The organism is Rhodospirillum sp. A1_3_36, from assembly GCF_047263945.1.
Lineage (GTDB): Bacteria > Pseudomonadota > Alphaproteobacteria > Rhodospirillales > Rhodospirillaceae > Rhodospirillum.
Genome location: NZ_JBLAVB010000009.1, coordinates 142,220 through 163,721, shown reverse-complemented (window position 1 = coordinate 163,721; position 21,502 = coordinate 142,220). Strand labels below are relative to the sequence as shown.

The following is a 21,502-nucleotide window of genomic DNA, read 5'->3' as shown; positions in this document are numbered from 1 at the left end:
ATCAGACCTCGTCGCCTCGGAATGGGCTGTCCAGGACCCGGTGGGTGGCGGTGTCGCGGGTCAGGGTGAACCAGCGGCGGCAGCCGTGGACATGGACCCAGCGCTCGGTCAGGGGACCTTTGGGGTTACTGCGGGTATAGAGGTAATCCCCCCAGGCGGCATCATCGGCTGTCGCCGGATCCGGTCGGGTGACGACTTCGCTTCCGTAGGAGAATTCTGCCAGCGGCCGGAGGCCGCAATGGGGGCAAGGGATCCGTTCCATGATTGAAGTCCATCCGACCTTTTGAATGACGCATTTGACTGCGATAAACGAGGACAGAATGCTTTCTGCCTTCTGTCCGAGAACGGCCGACCGGCCGCCGCGCCTTATGGCGCGTAAAAGCCTGCCTGGCGTTTGAACGCAATAAAGGAAGAAGCGGGTTCTCCCGTTTCTTCTTTTCAACTAATGCGCCACCCCTGCGGCGCCGTGTTCGTCGACCAGGGCACCGGTGGTGAAGCGCTCCAGGGAGAAGGGGGCGGCCAGAGGGTGGGGCGCGTTCCGGGCGATGGTATGGGCGAAGACATGGCCGGAGCCCGGTGTGGCCTTGAAGCCCCCGGTTCCCCAGCCGCAATTGAGGTACAGGCCCTCCACCGGGCTTTTGCCGATGATGGGCGAGGCGTCCGGCGTCGTGTCCACGATGCCCCCCCAGGAGCGCATCATCCGCAGCCGGGAGAACCGGGGGAAGAGGCTCACCAGGGCGCCCATTTGCTCGGTGATGAGGGAGAAAGAGCCCTTTTGCGCGTAACCGGCATAGGGGTCGATGCCCGCGCCGATGACCAGTTCGCCCTTGTCGGACTGGCTGACATAGACATGAACGGCGTTGGACATGACCACGCAGTCCAGCAGGGGCTTCATGGGTTCGCTGACCAGGGCCTGGAGGGGGTGGCTGACCAGGGGCAGGCGGAACCCGGCCATGGCTGCGAGGGTTCCGGCATGACCTGCGGCAACGATGGCGACCTTGGGCGCCTTGATCACGCCCCGGGTGGTCTCCACGCCGGTCACCTTGCCGCCCTCCCGAAGAATGTCTGTGACCTCGCAGTGCTGGAGGATATCGACCCCCAGGCGGTCCGCAGCCCGGGCGAAACCCCAGACGACGGCGTCATGTCGTGCCGTGCCGCCGCGCTTCTGGAGAGTGGCGCCCAGGACCGGATAGCGGGCCTCGGACGAAACGTCGAGCAGGGGGCAATAGGAGGCGAGCTTGGCCGGGTCCAGCCATTCGGCGTCGATGCCATTCAGGTCGTTGGCGCGGATCCGCCGGTGGGCCTCGCGGATGTCATGGAGGGAATGGGCCAGATTGAGAACGCCGCGTTGGCTGAACATCACGTTGAAATTCAGCTCCCGGGACAACCCTTCCCAGATCTTCAGGGAATGCTCGTAGAGGTGGGCGCTGGCATCCCACAGATAATTGGACCGGACAATGGCGGTGTTGCGGGCGCTGTTCCCGCCACCAATCCAGTCCTTTTCGACCACGGCGATTCGTTTCAGGCCGTGCTCCTTTGCCAGATAATAGGCGGTGGCCAGCCCATGGCCACCGCCACCGATGAGGATCACATCATAGGCGGCCTTGGGATCGGGGGCACGCCACAGGGGCGGCCAATTCCGGTGGTGACCCAGGGCATTGCGGATGAGGGAGAAAAACGAATGACGCATGCATGGGGCCCATCATGACGCAGGGGCGGGACAGGGGAGCAGAAAAGGAGTTTCGCCATGGTGGTGCCCTGTTGGCAAGGGGGATTGAATGGGACACTCTGAAAGCTTCCGATTTATTGCTCGCATAGGTCTTCCATGTCGGACACGCCCATCGCCGCCTCCATCATCATTCCCGTCTACAACGGCGCCGATTTGATCGGCCCCGCCGTGGCCAGCGCGACCATTTCCATCGACCATTGTGTCAAGGCCCTGGGGGCCGTTCCCCGGGAGGGTTACGAGATTGTTCTGTCCGACGATGGCTCCACCGACGACACCCTGGCCGAGGCTCACCGGGCGGCTGCGGCCAATCCCCTCGTCCGGGTGGTGGAGACCCCCGAGAACCGGGGCGCGGGGCCGGCGCGCAACCGGGGCGTGAAGGCGGCCCGGGGAGAGATCCTGTTTTTCCTGGACGCCGATGACGCCTTCCTGCCCCCCCATGTGCTGGTCTGCATGGCGGAATTGCTGCGCCATCCGGAAGCGGGATTGGTCAAGACCGATATTGACGTCGATGCCCCCCTGCATGAGGACTGGCGGCGGGCGATCATCAATACCGTGGTGTTCAACATGGCGGTCTGGCGCCATGCCCACGACGCGGTGGGCGGCTTCATGGAAGATCCGGAGTTGAAGACTTTGCGCTGCGAAGATGTGTTCTATTGCGATCATCTGATGCGCTGCTTTCCAAGCCGTCTGGTCCAGGCCCGGACCGTGCGCCACACCGTGCGCGAAGGTGGCGCCTTCGAAGGGCAGGTCTTGAAATTCTCCGTGGCCCGGTCCGAGGCGCGTGACAGTCTGACCGAAGCCCAAAGGGCGGTCTTGCCCGGTCTGCGTGCCCGCCATGAGGCCCGGGTGGCGGCGACAGGTGAAGGGAGCATCGCCCTCCCTGTCCCCCCGTGCTAGACTGCCTTCGGGGCCAACCCAAAACTTATGCGGTGACTTCAAAGGCTTCCGTCATGGCCGTGGAAACGGGCATGACGGATTGATTTCGGTGTCGGCGTTCAAACACAGGGGTGTCGCGGGATTGGCCTCCGTTGCCTGTCCCCACCCCTGGAGTCCCGCATGCGTGTGAATGACGACAAAGCTATTGAAATAACGAGAGTCATTTCGGGTCGGGCTCTGAAATTCATAAGACGAGATGTGAGATCTTGGGAAAAGGAGAGGGCGATGGGGAGGAAGGGCTTGCGGATGGGGGTTTGTCTCGCGCTCGCCTCTGCTGGTGTCGGGGCCGCTGGTGTTGGATCCGCCTGGGCCGGATCCGGCGAGGGGGAGGGCGCCTCGCCCACCGTGATCCTTGGGACCGTCCAGGGGTGCGGTCGGTCTGATGGCGGTGCGCTTGCCTGCGACGTGACCTCCGAGGGCTGGACCTACCATGCCTGGGAGGACAAGCCGCAGTCCCGTGTGACCCTTGCGGTGATCGATGCCCTGCCGGCGGGGCAAACAGTCGAGCTGACGGGGCGTGTCGTCAGCGAGGGCGACATCTCCCGGGATATGGTTCTGGAGAGCGTCAAAGTGTTCGAGGGCGAAGGACTCCAAGAACGCCTGGCTAACCTGTTGGTTGGCGCTTGGCGGAGCAGGGACGATGACCAAAGCGTCCGACGGTTTGAATCCGATGGGCGGGTTTTCGATTACTACGCCGGGGATCAGGTCGCCGGTGGAGGATTTTTCGAAATTGCGGACGCCTGCCCGTCGGGTGGACCTGAGGGGGCGGGGCCGATCCTCGTGGTCCAGGAATTCGGGGAAACGGACCCCTTTTGTTATGCGATCCTGGGGCTCGATCGGACCAGTCTGGATTTGAGTTATTTGGGACGGGGGAATACCCTTCGCTATGAGCGCGACGGGTTCTGAACCCGATGAAATGAATGACCCTTGTGTCTCGCCCTTGCTATGGCCCCCGGTTCTGATGTTTGTCTTGCGGGTGCAAAGACCTCAATACCAGAGTGAAGCTGGATCAACTTGAGTCAAGCTGGCCCCGGTTCCCTCTCATTCTATAAGTTTTAGAATATCTTCGAGGCCAAGTTTGGTCGCGAAGCGACCCAACTTGATCTCGGAATATTCTAGGACAGTGACCGATGTTCCTCGCCGATCCCACCGGGTCTCCCTCCCAGGCTTTTCGGATCAAACGGGAGCGGTTGACCCGCATGGCTGTGCTGGTCCTCTTGCCGTCACTGGCGGCTTCTCTGGTTGCGGTGCTGACATCCTCTTCCAGCGCCCTGTTGGCGGATATGTTGCTCACCCTGCTGCACTTCGGCACGGTGACGGTGACCTGGATGGTGGCCCGTCGGGCGCTTCGGCCCGCTGGGGGGCTGTTCCAGTTCGGTTTGGGCAAGCTGGAAAGCTTGGCGAGCGTGAGTGCGTCCCTGTTCATGATTGCGGCTACTGCGGCGATTATCGCTTCGGCCACCGACCGGCTTCTGGCCGGGCAACCGCCCAGGGGGCCGGGGCTATTGATTGCTCTGGTCGTCAACGGGATTTATCTGGTGGTCAACGCAACGGTACTGCACGGCTTTCTGAAACAAAGCCGCGCTGACGCCTCTCCCATCGTGAAGGCGCAGATCTCCCTGTTCACCGAGGATCTGATCTCCAATTTCCTTCTGATGGTGACCCTGGTGCTGGTCTTGGTGGTTCCCGATACGCTGGTGGGTCGCTATGCCGACCCGGTGGCGAGCCTGTTGACGATCTTGCTGATGGCGGTGATTGCTCTGCGGATGGTCAAGGTCAGCCTGGGGGATTTGCTGGACGCCGCCTGTGGTGAGGATGTGCAGATGCCGATGACCCGGGCGCTGATCAAGCATTTCAACGACTATGATCAACTGATCGCCTTTCGAACCCGCCGTGTCGCAGAGACGGCCATCGTGGAAGTCGAACTGGCCTTTCCGCCGGAAACTCCTGTGACCCGGGTCGAGGCTCTGCGCGCCAATCTTGAGGAGCTTGTCCGGCAGGAGGTGGAGAGCATTCAGGTCACGGTGGTGCCGCGGGTGACGGAAAGCGGCGTCATTCCCATGGGGGCGTTTGATTACTAGAGTGAAAAACTCTTTTGTCGTCATCCCCGCGCAGGCGCTAAGAGATGCATATATATTTTATTTATGGCTAATCATTTTTATTTCGTCATGCCCGTGAAAACGGGCATCCAGGGTTGATTTCTCTGGTGTTGGCGCTTGGCGCGTCAGGATGCGTCAATCGCCGCCGCTGGTTCTCCCCACCCTGGATTCCCGCTGTCGCGCTCACGGCATGCGTTCGGCCCGCAGGAATGACGAAGGTGCAGCGTTCTCGGATTTTTTCCGCATCCTGTTCAAGTCTCTGGGGGGCGCCCTCTGCCGTTCTTCGTTTTCTCGACGCCGAATTGGGGGTGGGGGGAGTGACTGGACAGACCGTCTGGGCTGCAGTCTTGATGGAAGGGGCTTGGCGCGGCACTTATAAAAAGTAATTTTTATTTTTTTCACCATTTAATGGAATTTGTGATTTTTTTTGGGTATCGTATCGAAAGAGTCAGATGCTGCTCGTTCGGTGCAAGCAGTTTGAAGGGGGGACGGTGGGGTGCGATGGATCCTTGTGGCCGTGTGGTCGCTGCTGGCGGGAGCCTGTTCCGTCACGTCCATTGGAGACACGGGGGACGTGCAGACAACGACCTTTGGCTTGGGCCTCGCTTCGGAAGTGGCCTGCGATAAGGCGGGACCCTTTGCTGTGAATACACGCAATCTTGGATTGTGGATAGGGGCTGGAGAGGGAGGACTCGGATATCGTGCCGCTCGTTACTTCCGTGGGGGGAATGAGTGTCGCGTGATCATTTGGGCCGAAAGTGGAACGGACGCTGAGGCGCTGAAGGACGCGTTTCAAGGGCTGGATACGATCTGTGTCGCTAAGGGATGGGGAGAACCGGAATGATTTTCAGAACAATCACATTGGTGGGGGCCGTTGCCTTGACGCTGTCTGCTTGCTCGACAGTCGAGTCATCTCCCTTAATTTTCGGTCAAGGCCTGACGGTCGGTATTTCCGTGGGGCCATCCACCGTCAACTCTACGACGCCGGAAATGACGGTGGGGGTCAAACAAACCGATGTTGCCGTTGTGCCCACAGTGGTGCCGAAGGACATTGACTTGCCCAACGGAGGTGAGTTGGGGCCGCGACAGATTACGGCTCACGGTGCGCAGACGAAGGATGGGGACAACCTCCTTGAGGGGGAGCAGGATGCCCTTTCTACCTTTGGCAGCTTTTCCAGCGATACGGCGATCAATGGGGTCAAGTTGGGCGTGTTTTTCGCGACCGGCGTGGCGGCCCAGAACTTATCGGTTGGTTTTAGTTGCGCCGTGGATGGCGTCCCAAATGCCTGCTCGTCTAGTCGTAAGACCTTGATGTCTCAGGGTGACAAGTAGCGGCCAGCGTTCAGAGTAACCGGAGCGGACAGGCCGAGGTCTCTTGAATTAAGGGTCAGTCAAAGGGTTCGTGACAGAGGGAGCAAGAGATGGCCACCGTTCCACGCATCCCCAGGGTGTCCTACGTTTCTCCTGTAACAAGAGTCCCGAGGGTCCGTCGCATCAGCCCTTCGGATCCGCCGTTGGAGCCGCTTGAGGAATCCGATGTCAAGGATGTCGAGGCGGGATCCAGTCAAGCGGTCGTTCCGGAGTCCGTGGAGAATCCGGCACTGGTGATTCCAATTCCGCAGGGAATCAATCAGGGGCTCCATTCTGCGAAAAGCGCGACCCTGATCCAGATCCTTGGTGTGCCTCGGGATCACATGGATCAGGAATGCCGTCCTGTCACCAATGACCCCCTTCTGTCATTGGTAGAGACGCGAAACGTTGGACCGTTCCGGGTAACAGGGGTGAAGCCAGCCCTCGACTCTCTCCAGAGTGTGTTCGCGCAGGTGAAGGCGAGCCTGCCCACCGTCTACGTTTCCCTGGGAACAACGGGGATGCTCTGCGCACGGTTGAAGCGAAATAACTCGGGAATCTGCAACCACGCCTGGGGAACGGCCATTGATATTAAGATCAATGGCATGCGCGATGCCTTGGGCTCCACCGCCGATGGCGGAGTGACGCTTGCGGGGCTGGCGGCCATAGCGCCGATTTTTCGCGCAGAGGGATGGTATTGGGGTGTGGAATTCGGTAACTTCGAGGATGGAATGCACTTTGAAGTCGCTGAGGAAACAATCCGCCTTTGGCAAGAGAAAGGCCTGTTTGGCGATGGGGTGAAAGCGCGTGGAGCGGCGCCTCCAGCCCTATCCCAAGGAGATGAGGGCGCCGAGGTTCGGAGTTTGCAGGAAGCGCTGGCTGCGCGGGGCTATGACCTAAGGAACGATGGCCAATTCGGTCCGTTGACCCGGGCTGCGGTTCTGGATTTCCAGGCGGCTCATGGTCTGACTGCCGACGGTATTGCCGGTTCCGAAACCCTGAAAGCGCTTAACCTCGGCTAGAGTGAAATGGGGTCAGCTTGAGTCAAGTTGGCCCCGTTTCACTCTCATTGTATGGATTTTAGAGTGCCTTCGAGGCCTCACAGACTGGCGTGAATCCCTGCTTTGATCTTGCGCCCTGCCGTCAGTCCCTGGACTTTCTCCACAATGGAAGCCGCGTCAATGCCGTGGTGGTGGTAGAGGTCGCCGATGGTTCCCGTCTGGCCAAAATGCTCCACGCCGAGTGGGATGGTCCGGTGGCCCTGGACGGCGCCCAACCAGGACAGCGTGGCCGGGTGGCCGTCGATCACCGTGATCAAGTGGCAGTGGGAGGGCAGGGGGGCCAGCAGGTGCTCCACATGGGAGACAGCCGCCGCATTGCCCCGGGAGCGGGCGCGCTGGGCTGCCGTCCATCCCGCATTCAGGCGGTCCGCAGAGGTCACCGCCAAAACGCCAATGTCCCGCCGTCCCTCTGCCAGCAGTCCTGCGGCCTTGACCGCTTCCGGTGCGACTGCGCCCTGGTAGGCGATCACCACCTCGCAATTGGGGCCGGGTTCGCGCAGCCAATAGGCGCCGTCGATGGCCCCCTGACGGAAGGCCTCGTTCACCCGTTTGCCGGGTTGGGTGATGGGATTGGTGGAAAGCCGCAGGTAGACGGAGCCGCCGGTTTCGTCCCGCAACCACGTGCGCTCGTCCGGGTCGCCTTCGCCGTCCCGTTGCAGGTAGTCGAAGGCCCATTCCAGGATCACCGCCAGTTCGTCCGCATAGGCGGGCTCGAAGGCAGCGAGGCCATCCTGGGCCATGCCGATCAGAGGGGTGCCGACGGATTGGTGAGCGCCGCCTTCCGGCGCCAGGGTAACGCCTGAGGGGGTGCCGACGACCAGGAACCGGGCATCCTGGTAACAGGCGTAATTCAGGGCATCCAATCCCCGCTGGACGAAGGGGTCATAGAGCGTACCGATGGGGATCAGTCGCTTGCCGAACAGCGAATGGGACAGTCCCGCCGCGCCCAGCAGCAGGAACAGGTTCATTTCGGCGATACCCAGTTCGATATGCTGGCCTTCGGGCGCGAAGACCCATTTGGCGGTCGAGGGGATTTTGTGGTCGATGAAGGCGTCGGACTGGGCCTTGCGGGCGAAGAGTTTGCGGCGGTTGACCCAGGGACCCAGGTTGGTCGTGCCCGTCACGTCCGGTGAGGTGGTGACAATCCGTGCCGCCAGATCGCTGTCCCCCTTGGACAGGCCGTCCAGGATTTTTCCAAAGGCCATCTGGGTCGATATCTCTCCCTCTGTCGGTGCGGGGAGGGCGGGGACGGCCAGTTTGTCGTCGTGGTAGCGGCGCGGTCCCTTGGCAAAGAAGGGCACGGTGGAGAGGAAGGTTTTCAGAGCCTCCGGGGCCTCCACGGTGGCCAGCGGCTCCCACTCCTGGCCTTGGGGGACGCCCATATGGGCCTGCCATTGCGCCATTTGGGTGGAATTCATCAGGCCGCCGTGGTTGTCCTTATGCCCGGCGATGGGCGTGCCCCAGCCTTTGATGGTGTAGCAGAGGAAACAGGTGGGGCGGTCGTGGTCGATGGCGGCGAAGGTCTCGGCCATGGTCTGGACGCAGTTTCCGCCCAGGTTCTCCATCAGCGCCGCCAACGCTTTGTCATCCCGCCGGTCAAGCAGCGCGGTCACATCGCCCTGATCGCCCAGGTCATCCAACAGCCGCTTGCGCCAGACGGCGCCGCCCATGAAGGTCAGGGCCGAATACTCCTGATTGGAGCAGCGATCGATCCAGGCCCGCAGCTTTTCGCCGCCCGGCTCCTGGAAGGCTTCCTGTTGCAGGGCGCCGTATTTGACCCGGACGACATCCCAGCCGAAGGCTTCAAAGATCTTCTCCACTCGCTCGAACAGGCCCTCGCGGACGATGCCGTCCAGGGATTGGCGGTTGTAGTCGATGATCCACCAGCAGTTCCGCAGGTCGTTCTTCCAGCCCTCTTGCAGGGTTTCGTAGACATTGCCTTCGTCCAGCTCGGCGTCCCCCACCAGGGCGACCATGCGGCCCAGGGGCTGGTCGGCGCCCCAGGACTTGGCCTGGATATAATCCTGAACCAGCGAGGCAAAGGAGGTGATCGCCACCCCCAGGCCGACGGATCCCGTGGAGAAATCCACGTCGTCGATGTCCTTGGTACGCGAGGGGTAGCTTTGGGCGCCGCCAAAGCCGCGGAAATTTTCCATCTTCTCCCGGGTTTGGTTGCCCATGAGATACTGCATGGCATGGAAAATGGGAGAGGCATGGGGTTTCACGGCCACCCGGTCCTCGGGCTTGAGCGCCGAGAAATAGAGCGCCGTCATGATCGAGACCATGGAGGCTGACGAGGCCTGATGTCCGCCGATTTTGATGCCATCCACCTTGGGCCGGATGTTGTTGGCGTTATGGATCATCCAGTGGGAGAGCCAAAGGAGCCGTTGCTCGATGGTCTTCAGGAAACGGGCATCACAGGTCTTCGACTGGGGCATGGGGCGGGATCCTGGGAGCAAGGGAGATGACAGGAAATCTCTCTGCATCACGGTATCGAGTGTTCCTCGATACCGTGACGACGCAGTCAACGCGCCTGAAGGCGCGGAAAAGTTTGCGTGGCATTCGAACGCAGGGCAAGTCCCATGGGCTCTGCCGATGGGACTTGGTGCGCCTGATTACCCCTCTTTGTAGTAGTAGCTGTAGCCGTTCAGGGCCGGGGCGCCGCCCAGGTGGGCATACAGGACCTTGGAGCCCTCGGGGAAGAAGCCCTTCCGGGTCAGGTCGGCCATGCCCTGCATGGATTTTCCTTCATAGACCGGATCGGTGATCATGGCTTCGGTCCGGGCGGCCAGGCGGATGGCCTCGTTGGTCTCCTCCGAGGGCACACCATAGGCGGGGTAAGCGTAATCGGGGTTGATGATGATCTCGTCTTCCCGAACCTTGCGGCCCAGGCCGACCAGCTCTGCGGTGTTGTCGACGATCTGGCGCACCTGGTCGCGGGTCTGGTCGACGGTCGCCGAGGCATCGATGCCGATCACGCGGTCGGCCCGGTTCTGGTTGGCGAAACCGACGATCATGCCGGCCTGAGTCGATCCGGTGACCACGCAGACGACGATGTAATCGAACTGGAAGCCCAGTTCCGCTTCCTGCTGAGCCACTTCCTCGGCGAAACCGATATAGCCCAGGGCACCGTATTTATGGACGGAAGCCCCGGCGGGGATGGCGTAGGGTTTGCCGCCCGCGTCCTTGACGGACTGGATGGCGTCTTCCCAGCTTTTGCGGATCCCGATGTCAAAGCCCTCGTCCACCAGACGGCTGTCGGCACCCATCAGACGGGTCATCAGAATATTGCCAACCCGGTCGTAGACGGCGTCATAATGGGGAACCCATTTTTCCTGGATGACCACGCATTTCATGCCGAGTTTGGCGGCAGTGGCCGCGACCATGCGGGTGTGGTTGGACTGGACCCCACCGATGGACACCAGGGTGTCGGCTCCCGAGGCAATGGCGTCGGGGACGATGTATTCCAGCTTGCGCAGCTTGTTGCCGCCCATGGCAAGACCGGAGTTGCAGTCCTCGCGCTTGGCATAAATCTGGACCTTGCCGCCCAGAGCTTCGCTCAGGCGGGGCAAGTGCTCGATGGGCGTGGGGCCGAAGGTGAGGGGATAGCGCTCGAACTTTTCCAGCAGGGACATGGTGGGACCTCTTGGGAGTGGGCGGTGAATGATGGGTTACATGATAGCGAAGGTCTGTTGATAGGTGCTTTCAATCTTGAGGGAAGAATTTCTTTCCAGATCTACTTTTTCCGATTGGGGTGAGCATTTCAGAAGTTTTCCTCTGTCTGTATGGAAGAATATTCCGAACCCCTATTGGCGAGTGGATCGTCCGCCTCGCACAGGCTATGCTGTGCCGGCAAGCAGGGGTGATCTGCGCGTGAAAAGGGGCCTTGATGATCCAGACCGTTGCCATCGCGAGGGGACCACGGACGCCGACCGGATTGGTCGAGCCCCTGGCCCTCGCCATGGGTGCGGCCCTGGCGCGTGGCGTGCGGGGGATCGCCACGGCGCCTCCGGAAGGGAAGGGACGGGTCGTGCCTCTCCTTTTCCAAATCACACTCCGGAGTATTCAATATGTCCGACGACAGCTTCAATCCCATCGGCTTGGACGGTTTCGAGTTCATTGAGTTCGCCTCCCCCCTGCCGGGGGTTCTTGAGTCCCTGTTCGAAACCCTTGGCTTCACCAAGGTGGCCACCCATCGCTCCAAGGCCGTAGACCTGTATCGCCAGGGCGAAATCAATTTCATCATCAACCGGGAGCCCAAAAGCGAGGCGGCCTATTTCGCCGAGGAGCATGGCCCCTCGGTCTGCGGCATGGCCTTCCGGGTGAAGGATTCGCACAAGGCATATGCTTTGGCCATCGAACGCGGTGCCCGGCCGGTGGAGATCCCCACCGGCCCGATGGAACTCCGCCTTCCGGCGGTACGCGGCATTGGCGGTATGCCCCTTTACCTCATTGACCGGTACGAGGACGGGGCGTCCATCTACGACATTGATTTCGTTTTCTTGGACGGTGTGGACCGCCACCCCAAGGGTTTCGGATTCCGGGTGATCGACCATTTGACCCACAATGTCTACCGGGGTCGCATGGGGTTCTGGGCCCGGTTCTATGAGACGATCTTCAACTTCCGGGAACTGCGCTACTTTGATATCAAGGGAGAATATACGGGCCTGAAGTCCCAGGCCATGACGGCGCCCGATGGCAAGATCCGCATTCCCTTGAACGAGGAAGCCCCCGGAGGGAATGGTCAAATCGAGGAATTCCTCATGGAATACAACGGCGAGGGGATCCAGCATGTGGCGCTTCTGACCGATGATCTTCCGGCCAGCATTGACCAGTTGCAGGCCGCAGGTGTTCCCCTGATGACCGCGCCCCCGGAGAGCTATTACGACATGCTGGAAGGGCGTTTGCCCGGCAACGGTGAGCCGGTGGAGGTCTTGAAGGCCCGGGGGATCCTGTTGGATGGCTCGACGGAGGCGGGGGATCCCCGTCTGTTGTTACAAATTTTCTCGGAGACCCTGATTGGTCCGGTCTTCTTTGAGTTTATCCAACGCAAGGGGGACGAAGGCTTCGGTGAGGGCAATTTCAAGGCCCTCTTTGAATCCATGGAACGGGACCAACTGCGCCGGGGGGTGATCGCGGCGAAGTGAGGTGTCGGGGAGTCTCTTGTCCGATTGAAAAAACGGGAGGCTTTCCCGTCACGGGACTTTGCCCCGTCCACCCCCCTCTGTGGCGAGGCTGGGGCCGAAAGGCCCCAGACCCCGGGCATTTATTTGTAAAAGAAAAAAGGGGGTTTGGGGGCATTTGCCCCCAAATGGGCTTGGGCATTCGTCCAAAAACACGAGACACTTTAATGTGCCGTGGTGGTCACTTTTGCGCAAAATGCGCTATGCCAGGACAGAGCCGATACCGGCTTTGACGATATCCTCTTCGCTCATGCCGCGTCGCCAGTGGGAAAAGGCGACGACTCGGGAAGGGGGAAGGCCAAGTTCGGTTCGCAGATGGGCGCGCATATCTCGGAAGGCCGTGTATTCCGCGCCGACCCAGCAGAATACATCCTCCGGGGTGTGGGGCGGATCGATGGCCCGCAGGGCCTCCGCAAGCAAATCGGTTGTGCCTGCGGGGACGCCGTTGCGGTGGAGCCAGCGGATCTCGACACCCGGCGGGGCCTTGATCTGCTGTTCTTCGGCCGGATCGGCGATTTCGATGAGGGCGATTCCCTGTGCGGAGGTCGGAAGTCCCTCCAGAATGCGGGCGATGCCCGGCAGGCCGGTCTCGTCTCCTGCCAGCAGAACCCAGTGCGCCGATTTTGGTCCATTGGCCGCCGGTCCCAGGATCCCGACAATATCCCCCGCTTCCGCAGTCGCCGCCCAGGAGGATCCGGGACCACTTCCTCCATGCAGGACAAAGTCAATATCCAGTGTTCCCGCCGTGGGGTCGATGCGGCGGATGGTGAAGATCCTGGAGGCGAGCTTGCCCGTTTCGGGCCAGAGAATGCGACCGTTGTCGTCCAGTTGGGGCCATTGGGGCGTGGTGGTGCCCTTGTCCTGGAACAGCAGCCGACAGTGGATCTGATCGGGGGTGGCGTAGCGGGCGAGGTCGCTCCCCGTGAAGGAGATGCGACGCATCCGAGGGGTCAACTGACGGATATGGCGGACGGTCAGGACGCGCAGGTCCGCTGGGGGCATGGCCCCGGGCGCATCGCCGGTCCAGGTGATCTCCAGGTTCTCCGGGCGGGTGACGAAGTCGATGAGCCCGGTCAATTCGTGTTTAAGGCGGTTGAAGGCGATGGGGTCCGGGGCTTCCACCGTGAGGTCCAGGGCAGCCTCTCGGGGAGTCATCCGGGCCGACCCGAGGGAAGATGTGATCACATGGCCGTCGCCATCGGGGTGGAGGACCATGTTATGGGCAGAAAACGAGCCCCTGAGGGTGTCCAGATAGGTCGAGACGTTTGGAAAAACGATCGTGGTTTGGGCCTTGAGAAACGGCATGGGGGTGTCTTTCGCATTCGGCTTTTTGTTGATTCGGTTGTGATGGTGGGGTGGGCCCTGCTTTCTCACTGCCCTGTTATGGTCGGCTCTGGGGACAGGCTCAGCCAGCAGGGACCCGGCAGGGGTTTCGCCAGGAACCTCCGGTTGATCTTGGTGAGCGTCTCTGTGGGGGCCAGATCCGGGAACAGGTCCGGATGGAGCCATTTGGCGGCGATCTCGACGAACAGGATGTTCAAGGGTGGAACGGTGAGGAGCCCCGTCCAGACGCCATGCACGCGTTTGTTCTGAACAGCGGGCAGCCGGGCGAAGCCGGTGCGCGCGATGAGGCGACGCAAACCTGCCCGGGCCGGGGCGGGATCGAGGCCCGGGCCAATCCCGGGGCGGATCCCTGCGGCGTAGGCGCCGCCGGAGGCGATGTACACCTCGGGCGCCTCGATCACCATTTGCTCCGGGGAGATCTTGGCATACCAGGGGGCATCGGCGGCGGAAAGCGCGCGCCCTCCGGCCTGGGTCAGAAGGTCTCCCCAGATGCGCTGGCCCGCAGCCCAACAACAATCGTCATAGGTGGACTGGACCTCGAGATAGGTTTTGATTGGAGCGCTGGCGTCGAGTGTGTCGCGGATCCTGTCGAGGTGCTCCTGGACAAAGGTCAGGAAGGCCTCTGTCTTCTCCTTCCGCGCCAGGATATGGCTCCACATCCGCAGGGTTTGGGCCAAGTGGGTGAAGGGATCGTCGCCCCCCCCAGCCTCCCCCCCGGGTTGCCGGTTGGAGGCGGCGTTGCTGAAGATCAGGGGAATGCCTGCGGCCTCCAGGTGGCGGCCGAGAAGGCTGTCGCCGAGATCGGGTGCCATGCGGGCGGTCGCGACCACAAGGTCGGGGGCGAGCGTGAGGATACGCTCAATGGACAGGCTGTCGGGGGTTTGGCCGCCAACGGTTTGGATCCTGCTTCCATCGGGGCGGGTCTCATAGTCATGGCGCACCCGGTCGCTATCGAGTGTATCGACACCCGCCCAGCCGACGACAAGAGAGGACGGATCAGGGTGTAGGACGGCCATGCTTAAGATGTCTGTCGCGTCCAACAACACGATCCGTCCAACCGGACCGGCCAACCGGACCTCCCGCCCGATGGCGTCGACGATGGGATCCGGTGCGGCCTGCGCCACCGATGGGGCCGCAGCGAAGGCGCTCAGGAGGAGGAGGACGGTTCTGCGGTCGAGTTCCATGGGCCCCGCTCCCTTACCACGTATATCTCAGGCCGAGCAGGACCTGTGCGCCATTGCCGTACTGGCAATAAAAGGCGGAACTGCAGCTGGAGTAATACTCCGTGTCGAGCAGATTGGTGACGTTCAAGGTCACCTTGGTTCCGTCCAACGTCGGGCTGAGCTGTTCGAGGTCATAGCTTGCCGCCGCATCCCACAAGGCGTAACCGTCGGTCTCGACGGTGTTGGCGTCGTCGGCGAAGCTGCTGCCCGCGAAGCGGACGCCGCTGCCCAGGGTGAGCCCCTCCAGGGATCCGGAATCGAAGGTGTAGTTGGCCCAGGCGGAGCCGTGGAACTTGGGAACGGCTTGGGGCCGCTTGCCCAGGTTTGCCGCGACGGTCGATTCTGTGACTTCCGTATTCAGGACCGTGAAGGCGCCGATGAGTTCCAGGTTTTTCGTGGCATGGCCGCGTGCCTCGAACTCTACTCCTTTGGAGCGGACTTCCCCCTGCTGGACATTGAAGCCGGGCGTGGCCGAGGGGGTCAGGACATTTTCCTGCCGGATGAAGAAGCCCGAAACCGAAAAGAGGGCATCCATGAAGGTCGGTTCGTACTTCAGACCGACCTCCCATTGTTCGGCACGGGTCGGATCGAAGGGGGAACCGTTGATGTCCACGCCGACGGTTGGTTCGAAGGAGGTGGAGAAGCTGACATAGGGGGCAAGCCCATTGTCGAACTTGTACAGCAAACCGGCCCGATAGCTCGGTGACTTACTGGACTGGCTGCTTGAGGTTCCCGCCAGACGGTTTTCGGACTCTTGCTTCGTCCAGTCATACCGGACGCCCAACACGGCCCGGAACCCACCAATGGCCAATTGGTCCTGAATGTAGAGACCTGTCTGCTGCAGGGTCTGCTCGCTGTCTATGATGGTTGTGAGGGGGCCGACTGGCACTCCGTACACAGGGTTGGTGACATCCAAGGAGGAAGCGGCACCAAACCGGTATTCCCAGTCGCTGACGGAATGTTGGAAATCCACACCGGCGATGGCCTTGTGCGCGACCGGTCCCGTGGAAAAATCGAATTGCGCGCGGTTGTCTGTGGAAATGCCGCCGACCGTTTCGATGGATCGGGCCGCTTGGCGGGGCAAAAGTCCGTTGGCGGTGATCGGTGCCGCGATCTGCAAGCTTTGGAAGTCCAGATCAATGCCCGAATAGCGGGTCTGCGAGCTGATGCTGAAGACATCATTGAAGTGGTGCTCGAAGCTGTAGCCGACGCCATATTGTTGGCGTTCGTAGCTGTCGAAACTGGGGTCGCCGACGTTGAGGCCGCGATCGAGCTTGGATTTGTACGCCTCCGGGGCGAGGAACTGTGGGTAGATCGAATTGAAGTACCCGCCTTCGGGGTCGTATTGATAGAACCCCTGGAGGGTCAGTCGGGTGTCGTCATTCGGCTCCCAAGTAAGAGCCGGGGCGATGGCCAGGCGCTCCTCGGTAACATCCTCGTATCGGGTTCCCGAACGGCGGCCAATGCCACTGATGCTATACTGCCAGTGCCCGTCGCGATCGAGGGCTCTCTGGCTGGTGAGGCCGCCCTGTAAGCGCTCGCGTCTGCCGCCTTCGATTCGGGCTTCGTTGTAAGAGGTGGCGCTGGGCGCCCGACTGACCTGGTTGACCAGGCCGCCAGGACTGGTCTGTCCATACAGAATGGCCGAGGGGCCTTTCAGCACGTCAACGTGGTCCAACAGGAAGGGGTCGATGGAGGGCAGGGCGAAGGCTTGGCCCCGGTGCAGTTTCAGACCATCCAGGAAATCCACGACCCTGGTGGAGGTGCCGAACCCACCGAAGCCCCGCATGAAGATGCTGTCATAGCGGCTGGTGCTGTCTGGCGCGGACAGAACGCCTGCCGTGTAGTTCAGCGCGTCCTTGACGCTTTGCGGGTTCTGGTCGTCGAGCTGCTTCCGCGTGATTGTGGTGATGGATTGTGGTGTCTCCAGGACAGGCGTGTCCGTTTTTGTTGCGGTTACGGCACCCGCTTCCAGATAGGTGTCCCTTGTGGACTCGTCCAAGACCTCTCCCTCCACGAGGACCGGTGAGAGGGCGGTAACCGGCTCCTGGGCACGTCCCACCAGGGGAGCCAAGAGTGTTGATGCAGTCAGAAATGCCCCATAGGTGCGTTTCGAGAAGACCCCCGTCATTCGTTTATCCTTTCCTTTCGTGCCCTCGCGGAGCGGATTCAATTGCCGTAAGAAGAATGAGTATCATTCTTAATATTGGGCTTTCTATAAGTCAAACGGGACGGTCCCGTCCAGATAACGATTGCAACCCCATGACCGGCTTTGGCGGAGGCGGAAAAGCTTGTGTGGGCGCACTCCCAGAGGGTTTTAAGCGTTGGCCCTGCCCTTCTTGTCTGATAGGAAGACCCCCATCCGCGTGTGTTCTGCGGGGAATTTGATCACCAAACCGAGAGGGGAGAGGCGGATGGCTCGTTACTCGGCGCAAGATCAACGGCGGTCCGTCACGCAACAGGAGCTCGCCCCTGGGGGAACTCCAGGGTGGCCTCACGGCTTGGGGCGGTAGGACCCGTGTCGTCACGCCCCAAGACGCGGGTGGGCCGTCCCACCAAGGAAGACGCTGCGGAAACGGCCGGCCGGATCGTCGATACCGCAGCGGGGCTGTTTGCGGCGCAAGGCTTTGCCGCGACTTCGATTGAACAGGTCGCGTCAGCATGCAGTGCGGGCAAGGATACGATCTACCGGCGCTTTCCGTCGAAGATCGCCCTGTTCGAGGCGGTTGTGGAGCGCTTACGCTTGCGGACCCTGGATCGGCTTTCCTTGGAAATCGAGTCCGCTGCGGGCGCAGGGGATGCCTTGGAGCGGCTGAGGTGCGTGGCCCGTTGGTTCCTCAGCATCAATCTGGATCCGGACATGGTCGCCTTCAAACGGATCGCCTTAAGTGAAGCCATCATCTTTGGCGAGGACCGGCACGACCAGTGGGAAGGTGACCCGATCATGGACCGGCTCGTCGCTCTCGTCACGGAAGCCCAAAAGGCTGGCATGCTTGGTGATGCTGATCCACAAGTGATCGTTTCTCACCTGTTGCATTCGATCGTCTTTGGACCGTCGAATGAAGCCATGATGGGACGAACCACCTATGCAACCCCCGAGGCCCAGGACAGGTTTTTCGACCAGGCTTGGGGGCTGTTCTTACGGGGTGTGGGATCGTAAGGTGCTTCTTTGGAGTTGAAAAAATCGGCGGATCGCGCTGTTTTGCTCATATATTGGACAGTTTAACCTTCCACGGGCCCGCCTCACTGTGGGGCCGTGCGGCGCAGGAGAGACGGGGCCTCTGGGAAGGGAGGGGTGGCTTGCTTTTTGCTTGTTCATGGACATGACTCACAGCAACCCAAGCTTGGGCAGAACCCATCCTGACGTCACTTGGATCCATATTTTCCGTGGTCTGGATCGGAATGGCCAGGGGGGACAGGGGCTCAATATCCAGATCCGGCGGGCGATCGTCTACGCTATCGAGGTGGGGCTTCTGGCTCCGGGGGATCGTCTGCCGTCCAGTCGGCAATTGGCAACCCTATTGCGGGTTGCGCGCAATACCGTGACCGCAGCTTATCAGATGCTGACGGACGATGGCCTGCTGGTCTCGCGAGAACGAAGCGGCATCTATGTCGGCGATCGCAAGGTGACGAAGGAGGCGCCCGCTCGGGAAAAACCCGCTGGGGATCACCTGACTCGACGGTTCGCGACCCAGCCCTCCCGCTTGCGGCATTTCAACAAGCCCCGGAACTGGATGGAGTACCGCTATCCGTTCCTCTATGGGCAATTCGATCCGGCGATCTTTCCCACCAACGATTGGCGCGAGGCCATTCGGAGCACGTCGAGTGTTCAGGAAATCTGTGGCTGGGCGGGGGATTTGATTGACGACGATGACCCCGACCTGTTGGAGCAATTGCGCGTGCAGGTTCTGCCGCGGCGCGGCATTTTCGCAGAGCCGAACGAGATCATTATCACCATTGGCTCCCAACAGGCCCTTTCCATGTTGGTGCACCTGCTCGTCGGGCGGAACAGTAAGGTGGGAGTCGAAGACCCCGGTTATCCCGATACCCGCAATATGGTGATCCTTGCGACGGGGAGTTGCACGCCCCTGTCCGTGGACAACGAGGGGGTGGTTCCCGATCATCGCTTTGGTCAGTGTGATTTGGCCTTTCTGACGGTCGGGCACCAATGTCCGACGACGGCGGTCATGCCCCACCATCGCCGGGAAGCCCTTCTGGAGGTGGCGAACCGCCAGGATGTTCTGCTGATCGAGGATGACTACGAAGGGGATTTGACCCTGACAGAGGGGGGGAGCCGTCCTTGTCTGAAAAGCCTGGATCGGTCAGACCGGGTCATATACCTGGGCAGCTTTTCCAAGGCTCTCGCGCCCGGCCTGCGGATCGGCTATATCGTCGCGCCCGCCGTGGTGACCGCCGAGTTGCGGCTCCTGCGACGCCTGCTGATGCGCCACCCGCCGACGAATAATCAACGGATCCTCGCGGCCTTCATCGGATTGGGACATTACCAGCGCCATATGCGGCGGGCGGCGGAGATCCTGTCCCGGCGCGCGGCCTTGATGGCGCAGCTGCTGCCCGAGGTCATGCCGGGCTGCACTTGGCGGCGGGACGGTGGTGGCAAGAGCTTTTGGGTTCGCTTGCCCGAGGGATACCAATGCCGCGCCTTCGAAGCCGAGGCCCGGGAGCGGGGTGTTCTGGTCGAGGCGGGCGATATCTTCTTCGCCAATCCGGAGGACGGGGACAGATTCCTGCGGCTGGGTTTTACCTCCATCGCCGAAACGGCGATTGAGCCCGGGCTCCGCATCCTGGGAGATATGGTGGCGACCGGGCGTTAAGCCCGCTTGCGCATAGGCCCAGATTGGTCTTTTCATGGAGCCAGTGACATACCGAGGCCATACAAGCTCCGTCGGACATGCTATTCCTTTCCGGTAGCCCATCCCTGGAGACTGTAAAATGGATAGCCTGATTTCCCCCAATGACATCGCCCATGTGGTTGACGCCGACAAGAAGCACGTCTGGCATCACCTGACGCAACATAAGCCCTATGAAGAGATCGACCCCCGCGTGTTCGTCGAGGGGAAAGGGCTTCGTGTCTGGGACGCGACGGGGCGTGAATATATGGATGGTGTGTCCGGGGGGGTGTGGACGGTCAATGTCGGCTATGGGCGGGAAAGCATCGCCAATGCCGTTCGGGACCAATTGGTGAAGCTCAACTTTTTCGCGGGCGCTGCCGGGTCCATCCCGGGCGCCCTGTTCGCCGAGCGGTTGATCAGCAAGATGCCGGGCATGACCCGGGTCTATTATTCCAATTCGGGATCGGAGGCGAACGAGAAGGCCTTCAAGATGGTGCGCCAGATTTCCCATCGGCACCACGGCGGCAAGAAAAGCAAGATCCTCTTCCGTGAGCGGGACTACCACGGAACGACCATCGGTGTTCTCGCAGCCTGCGGGCAGGACCAGCGCAAGGCCCAGTTCGGCCCCTTCCCCGAGGGGTTCGTCGCAGTCCCCCATTGCCTGGAATACCGCAGCCAATATGGCGAGATCGAGAACTACGGCCAGCGGGCGGCGGATGCCATCGAGGAGGTGATCCTGCGCGAGGGTCCCGATACGGTCGGTGCCCTCTGCCTGGAGCCGGTCACCGCCGGTGGCGGCGTCATCACCCCGCCCAAGGGGTATTGGGAGCGGGTCCAGGAGATTTGTGCCAAATACGATATCCTGCTGCATATCGATGAAGTGGTTTGCGGTCTGGGGCGCACGGGCGAATGGTTCGGCTACCAGCACTATGGGGTCAAGCCGGATTTCGTCACCATGGCCAAGGGCGTGGCCTCCGGCTATGCGGCGATTTCCTGCACGGTGACCTCGGAGCGGGTGTTCGACCTGTTCAAGGATGACCCCACCGATCCCCTGTCCTATTTCCGGGATATCTCCACCTATGGGGGATGCACGGCTGGTCCGGCTGCGGCTCTGGAGAATATGCGGATCATCGAAGATGAGGACCTGCTCGACAACACCAAGGCCATGGGCGCACGCCTGATGAACAACCTGCACGCCCTGAAGGACCGCCATGCTGTGGTCGGCGACGTGCGCGGTTTGGGGCTGTTTTGTGGGATGGAACTGGTGGCCGACAGGAAGACCAAGGAGCCGGCCGACGAAAAGCGGGTTGGCGCCGTGGTCGCCAATTGCATGGCCCAGGGAGTGATTATCGGTGCGACCAACCGCTCCCTGGCCGGGTTCAACAATACTCTTTGCCTCAGCCCAGCGCTGATCGCGACGGAAAGCGATATCGACCATCTGACCGAGACCATTGATCGGGCGATGACCGAGGTCTTTGGGTAATACCCAGGTGCGGTGAGTTTGCCTCACCGTACCTTGGAAGCGGCCAAGTGGCCGCCGCGCCTTATGGCGCGTAAAAGCCCGCCTGGCGTTTGAACGCAAGAAAAGCGGCGTGGGTTTCAACCCGCGCCGCTTGGTATAAGGGGCTTCGGTTCTGTTCGATGGAAGGGAAAAGGCCGGTGAGATTTCATCGGCCTTTCTTCTTGCCGTTGGTTGCTCCGGCCAAATCCCGTTTCACTCTAGTCAC

The 21,502-nt window shown here is 61.3% G+C and carries 16 protein-coding genes; 9 read left to right on the top strand and 7 right to left on the bottom strand.

The features are described 5' to 3' along the window. Position 1: 1 nt before the first annotated feature. Both ACLIRY_RS18310 and ACLIRY_RS18305 read right to left on the bottom strand, forming a co-directional pair. A complete protein-coding gene (locus ACLIRY_RS18310; RefSeq protein WP_413206866.1) occupies positions 2 to 262 on the bottom strand; it encodes a sarcosine oxidase subunit delta in 261 nt (86 codons plus the stop codon). Positions 263 to 442: 180 nt separating this feature from the next. Continuing rightward, positions 443 to 1,690: a sarcosine oxidase subunit beta family protein gene (locus tag ACLIRY_RS18305; protein ID WP_413206865.1), complete on the bottom strand. Its 1,248-nt coding sequence runs from the start codon at positions 1,688 to 1,690 to the stop codon at positions 443 to 445. A 135-nt stretch (positions 1,691 to 1,825) separates the two neighbouring features. Here ACLIRY_RS18305 and ACLIRY_RS18300 point away from each other — a divergent pair, with 135 nt between their 5' ends. The 5 genes from ACLIRY_RS18300 to ACLIRY_RS18280 all read left to right on the top strand — a co-directional run bounded on the left by ACLIRY_RS18300 (position 1,826) and on the right by ACLIRY_RS18280 (position 7,136). After that, positions 1,826 to 2,626 carry a glycosyltransferase family 2 protein gene (locus tag ACLIRY_RS18300; RefSeq protein ID WP_413206864.1) on the top strand — a complete coding sequence of 267 codons (801 nt, stop codon included), beginning with the start codon at positions 1,826 to 1,828 and terminating at the stop codon, positions 2,624 to 2,626. Positions 2,627 to 2,890: 264 nt separating this feature from the next. Beyond that, on the top strand, positions 2,891 to 3,571 hold the full coding sequence (locus ACLIRY_RS18295; RefSeq protein ID WP_413206863.1) for a hypothetical protein: 681 nt from the start codon (positions 2,891 to 2,893) through the stop codon (positions 3,569 to 3,571). 224 nt (positions 3,572 to 3,795) lie between these two features. After that, positions 3,796 to 4,746, top strand: coding sequence for a cation diffusion facilitator family transporter (locus ACLIRY_RS18290; protein WP_413206862.1), 951 nt, complete (start codon positions 3,796 to 3,798; stop codon positions 4,744 to 4,746). An 858-nt stretch (positions 4,747 to 5,604) separates the two neighbouring features. Continuing rightward, positions 5,605 to 6,096 carry a hypothetical protein gene (locus ACLIRY_RS18285; RefSeq protein WP_413206861.1) on the top strand — a complete coding sequence of 164 codons (492 nt, stop codon included), beginning with the start codon at positions 5,605 to 5,607 and terminating at the stop codon, positions 6,094 to 6,096. An 89-nt stretch (positions 6,097 to 6,185) separates the two neighbouring features. Then, positions 6,186 to 7,136 (top strand): peptidoglycan-binding protein, encoded by a 951-nt coding sequence (locus ACLIRY_RS18280; RefSeq protein ID WP_413206860.1) that lies wholly within the window; start codon positions 6,186 to 6,188, stop codon positions 7,134 to 7,136. 77 nt (positions 7,137 to 7,213) lie between these two features. Here ACLIRY_RS18280 and ACLIRY_RS18275 read toward each other — a convergent pair whose 3' ends face one another. Then, on the bottom strand, positions 7,214 to 9,613 hold the full coding sequence (locus ACLIRY_RS18275; protein ID WP_413206859.1) for a transketolase: 2,400 nt from the start codon (positions 9,611 to 9,613) through the stop codon (positions 7,214 to 7,216). A 177-nt stretch (positions 9,614 to 9,790) separates the two neighbouring features. Then, positions 9,791 to 10,810 (bottom strand): 1-aminocyclopropane-1-carboxylate deaminase, encoded by a 1,020-nt coding sequence (locus ACLIRY_RS18270; RefSeq protein ID WP_413206858.1) that lies wholly within the window; start codon positions 10,808 to 10,810, stop codon positions 9,791 to 9,793. 435 nt (positions 10,811 to 11,245) lie between these two features. Between ACLIRY_RS18270 and hppD the strand changes: the two genes are divergently transcribed. Then, positions 11,246 to 12,322, top strand: a complete 1,077-nt coding sequence (gene hppD / locus ACLIRY_RS18265) for a 4-hydroxyphenylpyruvate dioxygenase (RefSeq protein ID WP_413206857.1) — start codon at positions 11,246 to 11,248, stop codon at positions 12,320 to 12,322. Positions 12,323 to 12,559: 237 nt separating this feature from the next. Here the strand turns inward: hppD and ACLIRY_RS18260 are convergent, their stop codons facing one another. The 3 genes from ACLIRY_RS18260 to ACLIRY_RS18250 all read right to left on the bottom strand — a co-directional run bounded on the left by ACLIRY_RS18260 (position 12,560) and on the right by ACLIRY_RS18250 (position 17,056). Further along, positions 12,560 to 13,663, bottom strand: coding sequence for a DUF2218 domain-containing protein (locus ACLIRY_RS18260; protein WP_413206856.1), 1,104 nt, complete (start codon positions 13,661 to 13,663; stop codon positions 12,560 to 12,562). A gap of 65 nt (positions 13,664 to 13,728) precedes the next feature. After that, a complete protein-coding gene (locus ACLIRY_RS18255) occupies positions 13,729 to 14,886 on the bottom strand; it encodes an ABC transporter substrate-binding protein (protein WP_413206855.1) in 1,158 nt (385 codons plus the stop codon). Between the two features lie 13 nt (positions 14,887 to 14,899). Beyond that, positions 14,900 to 17,056: a TonB-dependent siderophore receptor gene (locus tag ACLIRY_RS18250; protein ID WP_413206854.1), complete on the bottom strand. Its 2,157-nt coding sequence runs from the start codon at positions 17,054 to 17,056 to the stop codon at positions 14,900 to 14,902. A gap of 387 nt (positions 17,057 to 17,443) precedes the next feature. Between ACLIRY_RS18250 and ACLIRY_RS18245 the strand changes: the two genes are divergently transcribed. The 3 genes from ACLIRY_RS18245 (at position 17,444) to ACLIRY_RS18235 (ending at position 21,258) form a co-directional block, all read left to right on the top strand. Further along, positions 17,444 to 18,085, top strand: a complete 642-nt coding sequence (locus ACLIRY_RS18245) for a TetR/AcrR family transcriptional regulator (protein ID WP_413206853.1) — start codon at positions 17,444 to 17,446, stop codon at positions 18,083 to 18,085. Between the two features lie 163 nt (positions 18,086 to 18,248). Further along, on the top strand, positions 18,249 to 19,757 hold the full coding sequence (locus ACLIRY_RS18240; protein ID WP_413206852.1) for a PLP-dependent aminotransferase family protein: 1,509 nt from the start codon (positions 18,249 to 18,251) through the stop codon (positions 19,755 to 19,757). A gap of 118 nt (positions 19,758 to 19,875) precedes the next feature. Then, a complete protein-coding gene (locus ACLIRY_RS18235; RefSeq protein ID WP_413206851.1) occupies positions 19,876 to 21,258 on the top strand; it encodes an aspartate aminotransferase family protein in 1,383 nt (460 codons plus the stop codon). Positions 21,259 to 21,502 lie beyond the last annotated feature (244 nt).